At 52.8% G+C, this 11,745-nt stretch carries 14 protein-coding genes; 2 read left to right on the plus strand and 12 right to left on the minus strand.

The genetic code is table 11. From position 1 onward, the window contains the following. The first annotated feature begins 49 nt into the window (after nucleotides 1-49). Entirely contained in the window at nucleotides 50-418 is a 369-nt protein-coding gene (locus Q4501_RS03810) for a YraN family protein (RefSeq protein ID WP_303594279.1), read from the plus strand. A 6-nt stretch (nucleotides 419-424) separates the two neighbouring features. Further along, nucleotides 425-1,015, plus strand: a complete 591-nt coding sequence (locus Q4501_RS03815; protein WP_303594280.1) for an SIS domain-containing protein — start codon at nucleotides 425-427, stop codon at nucleotides 1,013-1,015. A gap of 54 nt (nucleotides 1,016-1,069) precedes the next feature. Here Q4501_RS03815 and Q4501_RS03820 read toward each other — a convergent pair whose 3' ends face one another. The 12 genes from Q4501_RS03820 to Q4501_RS03875 form a co-directional block, all read right to left on the minus strand. After that, the gene (locus tag Q4501_RS03820) at nucleotides 1,070-1,483 is read right to left on the minus strand and encodes a ClpXP protease specificity-enhancing factor (protein ID WP_303594364.1); all 414 of its coding nucleotides are present in this window, start codon (nucleotides 1,481-1,483) and stop codon (nucleotides 1,070-1,072) included. Nucleotides 1,484-1,542: 59 nt separating this feature from the next. Continuing rightward, a complete protein-coding gene (locus tag Q4501_RS03825; RefSeq protein ID WP_303594281.1) occupies nucleotides 1,543-2,172 on the minus strand; it encodes a glutathione S-transferase N-terminal domain-containing protein in 630 nt (209 codons plus the stop codon). A 109-nt stretch (nucleotides 2,173-2,281) separates the two neighbouring features. After that, nucleotides 2,282-3,037 (minus strand): cytochrome c1, encoded by a 756-nt coding sequence (locus tag Q4501_RS03830; protein ID WP_303594283.1) that lies wholly within the window; start codon nucleotides 3,035-3,037, stop codon nucleotides 2,282-2,284. Beyond that, nucleotides 3,037-4,269 (minus strand): cytochrome bc complex cytochrome b subunit, encoded by a 1,233-nt coding sequence (locus tag Q4501_RS03835; protein WP_216009755.1) that lies wholly within the window; start codon nucleotides 4,267-4,269, stop codon nucleotides 3,037-3,039. The genes Q4501_RS03830 and Q4501_RS03835 overlap by 1 nt, the downstream gene beginning before the upstream one ends. Continuing rightward, nucleotides 4,269-4,862, minus strand: a complete 594-nt coding sequence (petA, locus tag Q4501_RS03840) for a ubiquinol-cytochrome c reductase iron-sulfur subunit (RefSeq protein ID WP_303594289.1) — start codon at nucleotides 4,860-4,862, stop codon at nucleotides 4,269-4,271. The genes Q4501_RS03835 and petA overlap by 1 nt, the downstream gene beginning before the upstream one ends. A 244-nt stretch (nucleotides 4,863-5,106) precedes the next feature. Continuing rightward, nucleotides 5,107-5,499 carry a 30S ribosomal protein S9 gene (gene rpsI / locus Q4501_RS03845; protein ID WP_303594291.1) on the minus strand — a complete coding sequence of 131 codons (393 nt, stop codon included), beginning with the start codon at nucleotides 5,497-5,499 and terminating at the stop codon, nucleotides 5,107-5,109. Nucleotides 5,500-5,511: 12 nt separating this feature from the next. Further along, the gene (rplM, locus tag Q4501_RS03850; RefSeq protein WP_303594294.1) at nucleotides 5,512-5,940 is read right to left on the minus strand and encodes a 50S ribosomal protein L13; all 429 of its coding nucleotides are present in this window, start codon (nucleotides 5,938-5,940) and stop codon (nucleotides 5,512-5,514) included. A 212-nt stretch (nucleotides 5,941-6,152) separates the two neighbouring features. Next, a complete protein-coding gene (locus Q4501_RS03855; RefSeq protein ID WP_303594365.1) occupies nucleotides 6,153-6,926 on the minus strand; it encodes a TatD family hydrolase in 774 nt (257 codons plus the stop codon). Nucleotides 6,927-6,948: 22 nt separating this feature from the next. Next, entirely contained in the window at nucleotides 6,949-8,529 is a 1,581-nt protein-coding gene (gene prfC, locus Q4501_RS03860; protein ID WP_303594297.1) for a peptide chain release factor 3, read from the minus strand. A gap of 87 nt (nucleotides 8,530-8,616) precedes the next feature. Beyond that, nucleotides 8,617-9,105, minus strand: coding sequence for a ribosomal protein S18-alanine N-acetyltransferase (rimI, locus tag Q4501_RS03865; protein WP_303594298.1), 489 nt, complete (start codon nucleotides 9,103-9,105; stop codon nucleotides 8,617-8,619). Then, entirely contained in the window at nucleotides 9,105-9,932 is an 828-nt protein-coding gene (locus Q4501_RS03870; RefSeq protein WP_303594300.1) for a 2-isopropylmalate synthase, read from the minus strand. Before Q4501_RS03870 ends, rimI begins: the two co-directional genes overlap by 1 nt. Nucleotides 9,933-9,982: 50 nt before the next feature. After that, nucleotides 9,983-11,533: a 2-isopropylmalate synthase gene (locus tag Q4501_RS03875; RefSeq protein ID WP_303594301.1), complete on the minus strand. Its 1,551-nt coding sequence runs from the start codon at nucleotides 11,531-11,533 to the stop codon at nucleotides 9,983-9,985. Nucleotides 11,534-11,745 lie beyond the last annotated feature (212 nt).

Raw genomic sequence — 11,745 nt, forward strand, 5'->3', positions numbered from 1 at the left:
TCCAAACACTGATCGACTGAACAAACCTCGCAAAAGGACAAGCAGAGCCATGGAAGGCCGCAAAGCTGTTGGAGCGCACTTTGAAGGAGTCGCTGCACGGTACCTCACCGCCCACGGCGTGCACATCAGGGAGCGCAACGTTTATAACCGGGGCGGTGAAATCGACCTGATAGGAGTGGACAGCGATACACTCGTCTTCTTTGAGGTGCGCTACCGCGGGAGCGGCAGCCTTGTCGACCCGGCGGGCTCCATTTCATACCCGAAACGACAGCGACTACTGAAAGCAGCTGCATTCTATCTACACCGCCACAACCTGTGGAACACAATCAGCCGCATAGATGTCGTGGCAATCAGCCCGGGAACCGTAAAAAAATACCGGGTACAATGGATCAAAAATGCAATCCAGGCGGACGTATAGATTCTGATGAGCGAAACGGAGAACCTGATCAACCAATTGTTTGCAAGCCACATGGAGCACACAGCCCAGGCAGCGAGCACCGCAGGCCCCGCCATTGAGCAGGCAGCAGATGCCTTTGTAAATGCTCTTCTCAATGATGGAAAGATTGTCACCTGTGCCAACGGCAACGCCAATGTCATCGCCCAGTATTTCTGTACCGCATTCCTGAATCGCTTTGAGCAGGACCGGCCCGCACTACCGGCAATCAACCTGGGAGCCGATGCCACGACCTACTCGGCCATTTGCCGCGACAATCGCTTCAACGACACCTTCTCGCGTCAGGTAAAAGCGATCGGTAAACCCGGCGACCTGTTGTTCGTGATCGTCGACGACGGCCACAAAGCGAACCTGATTCAGGCGATTCAGGCAGCTCATGACCGGGAAATGAACGTGGTAGTACTGAGCGCACGGGAGAAGTCCGACATTACCTCTCTTATGCACGCGGAAGATCATGAAATTGCCCTCAACGATCTCTCGCCAACAGAAGCAACGCCCCTGCTGTTACTCGTGATTAACGCACTGTGCTCCCTGGTAGACAGCAAACTGTTCGGGGGCTAACAAAAACGCCGGCAAATGCCGGCGTTTTTGTTTAGTTCAGCTATTGGTTATAGCTTATTTCACAACTTTGAGAGTGGGCCTGCCCGATGGGCGATCGTCCTGATTTCCCGACTGCCCGGCACCTTCCCGATCATTAGTGCCGTCAGGATCTGGCGAGCCTGGCTCACTGCCAAATACCATACCCTCACCATTTTCCTTGGCATAAATCGCCATCACAGCCTGAAGCGGAATAAACACCTGCATTGGCACACCGCCGAAGCGGGCACTGAATTCCAGCGCGCCATTTCCCACTACCAGACCGCGTACAGCTCCGGGACTGACATTCAGAACGATTTGTCCGTTCGCCACATGCTCAGTAGGCACCTGTACACCCTGAACGCCCACATCCACCACTATGTAGGGTGTGCAGTCGTTATCCAGTATCCACTCATTAAACGCCCGCACCAGATACGGACGACTGGATGTCATGGTGATCTTATTATCAGACACAGCTTGCCTCCTGTTCCGTAAAGCGAATGCCCGCCAAATCAGCTCCGGATATCTTCTTCAAGATCAGAGAGGCTCGCCTTGAAACCTTCGCGCCCAAATATAGCTTCCATATACTTGTGCAGCGGCTTGGCTTGCTTGTCATTGAGCTCTATCCCCAGTGACGGCAGACGCCAGAGGATGGGGGCAATGCAGCAATCTACAATAGTGAATTCCTCAGAGAGGAAAAACGGCATTTCGCCAAACAGAGGCGCCGTTGCAAGAAGGCTTTCACGCAGCTCTTTGCGGGCAGTTTCTGACGCCTTGACGTTTGGCTGGTTCAAGATCTGATCCACCAGACCACACCAGTCCTTCTGAATCCGATGGATCATCAACCGGCTATTGGCACGGGCAACCGGATAAACCGGCAGCAATGGAGGATGAGGAAAGCGCTCATCAAGATATTCCATCATGATGTTCGGCTCATACAGAACCAGGTCACGATCTACCAGAGTCGGCAGGGCGTTATACGGATTCAGGTCAGCCAGCTCGGCTGGCGGATTGTCCGGATCAACATCAACGACATCAACGGTAACACCCTTCTCCGCCAACACAATGCGCACCCTGTGGCTATAGTGACTGGCTGGATCCGAGAAAAACGTCATCGATGACCGCTTGGTCACAACGCCCATAGAACTACCTCACGAGTAAACAAACCGAATTGGCCCTGAAAAACGCAAAAATTCCAGCGGGCCGGTTAACGCCCACTGGAACTCAGGGAACAGGATTATACCCTATTTCTCAGTGTACGTCCTTCCAGTACTCACGATTGAGCAGGTAGGCGAATACAAAGAAAATAGCCACGAAGATCAAAACGAAAATCCCAAGGCGCTCACGCTCTACCTTGACCGGATCCGCCATGTAAGACATGAAGTTAGTCAGATCGTACATGGCACGATCGAACTCTGCTCCGGTCATACTTCCTTCCGTCGCGTACTCAGGGCAAGCGCTTGCGTTATTAATGTTCCCACTTAATGGCTCTACGCTTGCTGCATGACCAATATTGGGCTCAACCGCACACAAACCCTGAAGATCAACAAGCACATGGGGCATCCCCACCTTATCGAATACCACGTTGTTTACGCCAAGCGGGCGGGTTTCATCCTTATAGAAACCGCGCAGGTAGGAATAAACCCAGGATTCGCCGCGCAGACGACTTTCCAGTGTAAGATCCGGTGGCGGTGCACCAAACCAGTTCGCAGCCATTTCCTTGTCCATGGAGTTCTTCATCAACTCGCCTATCTGGGCGCCAGTGAAGATCAGGTTCTCCTCGTAGAGCTCAACTGGAACCTCAAGATCCTCGGCCACACGCTTGTAGCGCGCATACTCCATGGAGTGACATCCCATGCAGTAATTCGTAAACATGGCCGCGCCTCGCTGCAGAGACGCCTTGTCGGTGTGATCCGTCTCAATATGATCGAGCGGAACGCCAGCACCGGCTGCCAGCCCGAGAACCGGCAGGAATGCGATGAAAAGACCAAAAATCAGCTTTCTCATTATCCTGTCACCCTCTCTGGTACTGGCTTGGTTTTTTCCATGCGCGTATAGAACGGCATCAGAATGAAGTAGAGGAAGTACACAACGGTCAAAATCTGAGCCAAAGTGGTACGACCCTCGGTTGCAGGCACAAGCCCCAGATAACCAAGAATAACAAAGCTAACTGTAAACAGTGCCAATGCAATTTTGCTCAACCAACCTTTATAACGAATCGAGCGAACAGGGCTTCTGTCCAGCCACGGCAGGACAAACAGAATGGCAATCGCGCCACCCATAACAACAACACCCCAGAACTTCGCGGACAAACCGAACAGGTCAACCGTGACCGCACGCAGCATCGCGTAGAAAGGCGTGAAGTACCAGACAGGCGCAATATGCTCAGGTGTCTTCAGCGCATTTGCAGGCTCGAAGTTCGGCTTCTCGATGAAGAGTCCACCCATTTCCGGGAAGAAAAACACCACAATAAAGAAGATAAAGAAGAACACTGCTACGCCCACCAGGTCGTGCACAGAGTAGTAAGGGTGGAACGGGATGCCGTCTTTTGGAATACCGTTTTCATCCTTGTTCTTCTTGATATCAATACCGTCCGGGTTGTTGGAACCCACTTCGTGAAGGGCAAGAATATGGAGAACAACCAGGCCAAGCAGCACGATCGGCAGAGCAACCACGTGTAACGCAAAGAAGCGGTTCAGAGTGATTCCCGAGATCAGGTAATCACCACGAATCCACAGAGACAGATCTTCACCAATAACGGGGATGGCACCAAACAGGTTGACGATAACCTGCGCGCCCCAGTAGGACATCTGACCCCAAGGCAGCAAGTAGCCCATGAAAGCTTCCGCCATCAGCACCAGATAAATCAACATACCGAACAGCCAGATCAACTCACGGGGCTTCTGGTACGAGCCGTACATCAGACCACGGAACATGTGGAGGTAAACCACAATAAAGAAAGCAGACGCACCTGTAGAATGCAGGTAACGCAGGAGCCAGCCCCACTGCACATCACGCATGATGTATTCAACCGAAGCGAACGCACCCTCGCCAGTCGGATTGTAGCTCATAGTAAGCCAGACGCCTGTTACCAGCTGATTGACCAGAACAAGCATTGCCAGAGAGCCGAAGAAATACCAGACATTGAAATTTTTCGGCGCATAATACTTTGCAAGATGCTTATTCCAGGCATCAACAACGGGTAGACGCTCATCTACCCAATTCAATAATTTCTGCATTACGCTGCCTCCGGATCAAGTCCAATCGTAAGAGTCACGTCATCGTCGTACCGATGAGGCGGAACCTGAAGGTTCAGCGGTGCAGGCTGCGCCGTGTAGACCCGTCCGGCCATATCATAGCGGGAACCGTGACAAGGACAGAACAAGCCACCAAGCCACTCATCCCCCAGATCTGCAGGCGCAATCTCAGGACGATAAGAGGGCACACAACCCAAGTGAGTGCACAAGCCGACGAGAACAGCCATCTCAGGCCGGAGCGACCGCAGTACGCCGTCAATGTAATCTGGTTGCTGAGGGGCTTCGGATTGAGGATCTTTCACCTTATCGTTGAGCTTTTCTATATTACCCACCATTTCGTCGGTCCGACGGATAAGCCAGACCGGCATACCCCGCCACTCAACAGTGATTTGCTGACCCGGTTCAATCTTACTGATATTGACGGTTACCGGCGCACCAGCCGCTTCCGCTTTGGCACTGGGATTCCAGGATGCCACGAAAGGGACTGCCGCACCGACGACGCCAACTCCACCTACCGCAGCCGTAGCACCGATAAGGAAGCGGCGTCGACCTTGGCTCACGTCGCCATTATTCATTATGGTTTTCTCCCATCAGGCGATGTCACAGCCCGCAAGAAAGCCGACAGTGTGCATCGAAAAGGACTTCACAATCCAAAATTATAAGCGCTCAAATGGTAATGAAATTACCATGTCCTTACAAGTCAGAAAGACGCCACCAGAGCCGGTTCTCTGCTCCAGATCAATTTGACTATCATTGACCCGGAAACAAAAAAACCCGACCAAAATAGCCGGGTTTTCTTGAGATCTGCTCCAGCGAAACTTAACGCTTGGAGTACTGAGGACGCTTACGCGCCTTACGCAGACCAACTTTCTTACGCTCAACTTCACGAGCATCACGAGTTACATAACCCGCTTTGCGCAGCGCTGGGCGCAGAGTTTCATCATAATCCATCAGAGCGCGTGTCAGGCCGTGACGAATAGCGCCAGCCTGTCCACTGATACCACCACCTTTAACCGTGATGTTGATATCGAAACGATCTGCAGATTCGGCAACAACCAGAGGCTGACGCACGATCATGCGCAAAGTCTCACGACCGAAGAAATCTTCGATAGTGCGACCGTTGATAGAAATATTACCGCTTCCCGGCTTGATGAACACCCGAGCCGTGGACGTTTTGCGGCGACCAGTACCGTAATTTTGTGCTACAGACATATCCGCCTTCCGTTAAATGTCGAGTTCTTTGGGCTGCTGGGCTGTATGAGGATGCTCAGCGCCTGCATAGATTTTCAGCTTCTTGAACATGGCACGACCAAGCGGGCCTTTCGGAAGCATGCCTTTTACAGACTTCTGAATCACTTGCTCAGGCGCCTTGTCGACCAGCTTCTCGAAGCTGATAGATTTGATCCCACCCGGAAAGCCGGTATGACTGTAGTACATCTTGTCAGATGACTTGTTGCCGGTAACCCGCACCTGGCCCGCATTGATCACAACAATGTAATCGCCAGTGTCTACATGAGGGGTATACTCAGGCTTATGCTTGCCCCGCAGACGACGGGCGATTTCGGTTGACAGACGACCCAGCGTCTTGCCGGCTGCGTCTACAACGTACCAGTCACGTTTTACGGTTTCTGGTTTCGCACTCAGAGTCTTCATTGATTCCGCCTTGAACGCTATAAAAAGAAACGTTAAAAACCGCCACCGGAAAGTGTAATACACCCGGAGGAGGTTCAGTACCTGTTATTTAGTTGGCAGTGACACTATTCGGGGCTGAGATAGTGGCATCGCCTTGAAAAGCCAGGGCGCGAAGTATACTCGAACGATTTCAGGAATCCAACCCTGTAGCACAGTGTTTTATTATTCCTGCACTACCATAGCGAGTGACCATATAACTCTTCCGTATTGGAGAATAACACAGAAGCCAGATATTCCGGTTGCTCAGACCGGATTTCGGCAAGACATTCCAAAATTCTGGGAAGGTATGCAGGCGAATTATTTCCGGCAACTATGCCTTCAGGGGCCATATCGGGCGCATCGGTTTCCAGCACGAGAGATTCCAGAGGCAGGCGCGCAACAGTCTCGCGGGTTTTGCGTGCCCGAGGGTGCGTAATCACTCCCCCCACGCCTATAAAGCACCCCTGCTCTACCAACTTGGCAGCCTGCTGATAGCTTCCGGAAAAACCATGCAATAGAGCCCTACCGCTCCAATTGTGACGCCTCAGAGTGGCATGCACCTCATCGTGCGTTTTTACCGAATGGATAATCAGAGGAAAATTCAACTTCGATGCCAGTTCAATCTGCGCCTCAAACCAGGGGTACTGTGAGGCCAGATCGCCATGCAAACGGTCCAGCCCACACTCACCAATGGCTATGCAGCGCTCAGGGCGAGCGCTCAGGAGTGACTCAAGGGCTTCCAGATCCCTTTCAGAGTGCTCACCGATGTACCACGGGTGAATACCTAGACAGTAAAACAACCCACTGTGAGCCTGGGCAGTGCTCTTAACGCGGTCCCAATCCGAACTGCGCACACCTGGAATAACGAGGCCGACAACGCCATTGTGCAGAGCGGCCTCCAGCTCACCGGCTCTGCAACCATCGAACCGGGGAAAGTCGAAGTGGCAATGGGCATCAACCAGTTTCAAAGCTTCCTCCCGGCCTACCGGATCAGTGCTCCCGGGTTTTGTGGAATTCCACATCAGGATAACGCTCCTGAGCGAGGTTCAGATTTACCCTCGTCGGTGCAATATACGCAAGCCGGTCACCACCATCGAGTGCAAGGTTATCGGCGTTCTTGCGCTGGAATTCATCCAGCCCACGCTCATCCGAACATGTTACCCAGCGTGCAGTGGCGACGTTGATGGGCTCATAGACAGCCTCAACCTTGTATTCGGTCTTGAGACGACTAACAACCACGTCGAACTGCAGCACACCAACCGCGCCCACAATCAGATCGTTATTGCGCAGCGGCCGGAAGACCTGCACAGCGCCTTCTTCCGACAGCTGAATCAGGCCCTTCTGGAGCTGCTTCGCTTTCAGCGGGTCTTTGAGCCGGATGCGACGGAACAGTTCCGGAGCAAAGTTAGGGATACCGGTGAACTTCATATCTTCACCGGAAGTAAACGTATCTCCCAACTGGATCGTGCCATGGTTATGCAAGCCAATAATATCGCCCCCATAAGCCTCTTCAGCGTGCTCACGATCCCCTGCCATAAACGTCAAGGCATCGGAAAAGCGCACTTCCTTGCCAATTCGCACATGACGGGCCTTCATGCCAGGACTGTATTTACCGGATACGATGCGCACAAACGCAACTCTGTCCCGGTGCTGGGGATCCATATTGGCCTGAATTTTAAAGACAAATCCGGTGAAGGCTTCATCATCAGGCTGCACAAGCCGCTGGTCTGTTTCGCGAGGCTGTGGCGTCGGGGCCCACTCAACCAGACCATCCAGCATATGGTCTACACCAAAATTACCTAATGCCGTACCGAAAAATACTGGAGTAAGCTCACCCGCTAGAAACGCATCAAGATCGAATTCGTGAGAAGCCCCCTTTACCAGCTCAACTTCATCTCGCAAATCCTCAGCGTACCCACCAAGCGCAGAGTCGAGTTCCGGGTTATTCAAACCACTTATTGTCCGGACATCCTGAATAGCATGGCCCTGCCCGCTTTGATACAGGATCACTTCGTCACGAAGCAGGTGGTAAACGCCTTTAAAACTTTTCCCCATACCGATAGGCCAGGTGATGGGCGCACAGGCAATTTTGAGAACATCCTCCACTTCATCCATCAACTCCACTGGATCACGGGTATCACGGTCGAGCTTGTTCATGAAGGTCAGGATGGGGGTGTCTCTGAGCCGGGTCACTTCCATCAGTTTGATGGTGCGTTCTTCGACACCTTTGGCACTGTCGATAACCATCAGGCACGAATCTACGGCTGTCAGGGTACGGTAAGTATCCTCAGAGAAGTCTTCGTGACCCGGAGTGTCCAGGAGGTTCACCAGCTTGCCACCGTATGGAAACTGCATGACAGAGGTAGTGACCGAGATGCCACGCTCCTTTTCCATTTCCATCCAGTCGGATTTCGCATGCTGACCAGACTTTTTGCCTTTGACCGTGCCCGCCTTCTGTATCGCGTGCCCGAATAAAAGAACTTTCTCGGTAATCGTGGTTTTACCAGCGTCCGGGTGGGAAATAATCGCAAAGGTGCGGCGTTTAGCCACTTCCTGGGAAAGGTGAGCCATAATCGAAAAGCAACCTGCGTCAGATATTCAAAAGAGGCTGCCATTATAGGGGCTAAGAGGTGATTACGCGAACAGAAGCAGCAACCATCAGGGTTGCAACAACAGCGCCATTACTCTGGCATCCTCCCATCCGGAAGCTGCAGGATAATAACGAGGGCGACGGCCTATTTCCTCAAAACCCTCGCTGCGATAAAGCTTGCTTGCGGTGCTGTTACTGAGTCTTACCTCCAGAATCACCTGGTTCATGCCCTCCCGATTTGCCTCCTCAACGAGATGGCGCAATAGAAGCCGCCCAGCCCCTCGGCCTCGACACCCGGGGTGGATACAGAGGTTCAGGAGATGGACCTCATCAAGTATATAGGAGACCACAGCGTAGCCTACCAAAGAACCAAACTGGCAAATGCCCCACAAACGGTAGCTCGGTTTGAAACAGTCCAGGAATACGCCTTCAGACCAAGGGTGAGAATAGCCCTGAAGCTCGATATCAAGCATCTCAGGCAGATCCTCGGGTTCCAATGGCCTTATAGCCAGATCCAGCCCCTTGGCAGAACAATCTGCACTCACTTTTTTACGCATCAGGCACTGACCAGCGGCCTTAGCTGTTGCCACAAGGAGCGTTTGGCCCCAGGGTTGCTGGCCAACTCTGCAAGAGAGTATTCACACTCGATATCCGGACAACGCTCAAGCGCCTCTGATAGCCAGCCACCAGCACCTCCTTGCACCGCATCAGCCCCGTCAATATTACCCAGGACAACGACCTTTTTGCCCCCCGCATCGCGAAAAACATGCTGCAAAACTGCCATCAGGTTGGCAGTAGATCCACCAGCCACAAGAGTATTATTGAACACTGGCCATTGAACCCATTCGACCAACCTCGACTTCTCCTCTCCAAGACTCTTCAGTATGTTCGCTGCCAGGATCTCCTGCAAACGAAGGCTCGCTTCTTTGGAGATACCTGCAACCAAAAGATGATGCTCGCCTGAAAAAACGGCAAGGTTAAGTTTGAAGGTCTTGTCTTCCGGCACCTTTGGCCGCGTTTCTGACGTTGCGCTGTCATGGGAATCACTTGAGGACAGAGCTTCATCTACGGGGACCTCCGCAGCTGGCAACTCCTTCTCCGACACCCCTGCACTCTTCTCCATCAACGCTTGGAGACTGGCAATTCGCTGGCCCCCTCGCTGATTAGATCCGGACAGAGCTGGGGCAGGGTTCGGCGTACCTGGACCTCCCGGCTTTCGGGCAGCCATAGTATGGCCTGGAATCGGTGCCTGCTCCGGCTCGCCCGGGTCCGCAAATTCCAACTCAGGGCTGGGTGCCGCACCCGGCAGGGGTTCACGGGCATACCACAAGCGAATGCCGGCGACACCGAGATAGAACTGTCTCTGGGCCTCAGTCTGGATCATCCAATCACCCTATTGGCTCGCTGAACCCCATAGGTAGCCTCAGGCTTCGCTCAAACATCCGCCACCTGTGGATGTTGCCTGATACCTCCCCGACTAATCAGGTTAAGAGCTTCTATATACGCTTTCGCAGAAGCAATAATAATATCGGTGTCAGCACCAACCCCATTGACGATTCGGCCACCACGCTCCAACCTCACTGTGACTTCCCCTTGAGCATCAGTACCGCTAGTAATGTTGTTCACAGAATAGAGTTGTAAGTTGCAGCCTGAATCGACAAGAGACTCGATGGCTTTGAAGGTTGCATCTACGGGACCGCTACCCTCGGCTTCGACCTTATGCTCTTTTCCATCCATGGTCAGCGTCATAATCGCCTTGGGGACGACGCCCGTTTCAGAGCAGACCTGAAGACAGACCAAACCAAAGCGCCCGTCCTCATCTTTCTGTCTGGTGTCGCTTGCAATGGCTTGCAAATCTTCATCAAAAATTTCGTGCTTCAAGTCAGCCAGCGCCTTGAAGCGTGTAAACGCCTCATTAAGCTCCGTTTCAGTCTCAAACTGGATTCCCAGTTCAAGTAACCGGGTACGGAAGGCGTTACGACCTGAGTGCTTGCCCAGCACGAGGCTGTTGGTGTGCCATCCGACGTCTTCCGCCCGCATAATCTCGTAGGTCTCGCGGTGCTTAAGTACTCCATCCTGGTGAATACCAGACTCGTGGGCGAATGCGTTTGCGCCAACGATAGCCTTGTTGGGCTGCACTGGAAAACCGGTAATAGTGGACACCAGACGTGAAGCCGGGACGATATGACGAGCGTCTATACCGGTATCAATATTGAAGAGGTCCTGGCGAGTACGGACTGCCATCACGATTTCTTCGAGAGAGGCATTCCCTGCGCGTTCGCCCAAGCCATTGATTGTGCACTCGACCTGTCGGGCTCCCCGTGTTACGGCAGCAAGCGAGTTTGCAACTGCAAGACCAAGGTCGTTATGGCAGTGCACAGAAAAAATCGCCTTGTCCGCATTGGGGATACGAGTCAGCAGTTGATGGATAGTTTCAGCAAACTGTTCCGGAATCGCATAACCAACAGTGTCAGGAATATTGATTGTGTTGGCGCCAGCATCTATCGCCGCTTCGATGATACGACAGAGAAAATCCAGCTCCGAACGGCCGGCATCTTCACACGAGAACTCAACGTCATCAACATGGCCTCGAGCCCGTTTCACGGCCCGCACTGCCTGCTCAACAACCTCATCAGGTTGCATTTGCAGCTTGTGCTTCATATGAATAGGCGAGGTTGCGATAAAAGTATGGATCCGGCCCCGGGCAGCAGGCCGGATGGCCTCAGCCGCACGATCAATATCTTTATCCAGAGCGCGGGCGAGACTGCATATCGTTGACTCTTTTATGGTCTCTGCAATTGCCTTCACCGCCTCAAAGTCACCTTGGCTGGCGATTGCGAAACCGGCTTCTATGACATCAACCTTCAGCTTCTCAAGTGCCTTGGCAATACGGAGCTTCTCCGTCTTGTTCATGGTGGCGCCGGGGCTTTGCTCACCGTCGCGGAGAGTCGTGTCAAATATGACCAGATGATCGTTGCCAGACATTGAGGTACTCCATATCGCATTAGGTTTTATTGCAGCAGTATATCACCGGGACGTATAAGGAGCAGCGCCCCCCGGCGTCTTAGATGATTTTCAAACAAAAAAAAGCCCCGGCAGCGAAGCTGTCGGGGCTTTTCGGTATTAAGAGTCTGACGATGACCTACTCTCACATGGGCAATGCCACACTACCATCGGCGCAGGCCTGTTTCACTTCT

Origin of the sequence: Marinobacter sp. 2_MG-2023 (genome assembly GCF_030546935.1) — a bacterium.
Lineage (GTDB): Bacteria > Pseudomonadota > Gammaproteobacteria > Pseudomonadales > Oleiphilaceae > Marinobacter.

What these genes read in the sequence shown, in the direction of transcription:
- petA (WP_303594289.1), bottom strand. Translation starts at nt 4,862, where the DNA reads ATGAATAATGGCGACGTGAGCCAAGGTCGACGCCGCTTCCTTATCGGT.
- prfC (WP_303594297.1), bottom strand. Translation starts at nt 8,529, where the DNA reads ATGGCTCACCTTTCCCAGGAAGTGGCTAAACGCCGCACCTTTGCGATT.
- rplM (WP_303594294.1), bottom strand. Translation starts at nt 5,940, where the DNA reads ATGAAGACTCTGAGTGCGAAACCAGAAACCGTAAAACGTGACTGGTAC.
- Q4501_RS03815 (WP_303594280.1), top strand. Translation starts at nt 425, where the DNA reads ATGAGCGAAACGGAGAACCTGATCAACCAATTGTTTGCAAGCCACATG.
- Q4501_RS03835 (WP_216009755.1), bottom strand. Translation starts at nt 4,269, where the DNA reads ATGCAGAAATTATTGAATTGGGTAGATGAGCGTCTACCCGTTGTTGAT.
- rimI (WP_303594298.1), bottom strand. Translation starts at nt 9,105, where the DNA reads ATGCGTAAAAAAGTGAGTGCAGATTGTTCTGCCAAGGGGCTGGATCTG.
- rpsI (WP_303594291.1), bottom strand. Translation starts at nt 5,499, where the DNA reads ATGTCTGTAGCACAAAATTACGGTACTGGTCGCCGCAAAACGTCCACG.
- Q4501_RS03825 (WP_303594281.1), bottom strand. Translation starts at nt 2,172, where the DNA reads ATGGGCGTTGTGACCAAGCGGTCATCGATGACGTTTTTCTCGGATCCA.
- Q4501_RS03875 (WP_303594301.1), bottom strand. Translation starts at nt 11,533, where the DNA reads ATGTCTGGCAACGATCATCTGGTCATATTTGACACGACTCTCCGCGAC.
- Q4501_RS03820 (WP_303594364.1), bottom strand. Translation starts at nt 1,483, where the DNA reads ATGACATCCAGTCGTCCGTATCTGGTGCGGGCGTTTAATGAGTGGATA.
- Q4501_RS03830 (WP_303594283.1), bottom strand. Translation starts at nt 3,037, where the DNA reads ATGAGAAAGCTGATTTTTGGTCTTTTCATCGCATTCCTGCCGGTTCTC.
- Q4501_RS03810 (WP_303594279.1), top strand. Translation starts at nt 50, where the DNA reads ATGGAAGGCCGCAAAGCTGTTGGAGCGCACTTTGAAGGAGTCGCTGCA.
- Q4501_RS03870 (WP_303594300.1), bottom strand. Translation starts at nt 9,932, where the DNA reads ATGATCCAGACTGAGGCCCAGAGACAGTTCTATCTCGGTGTCGCCGGC.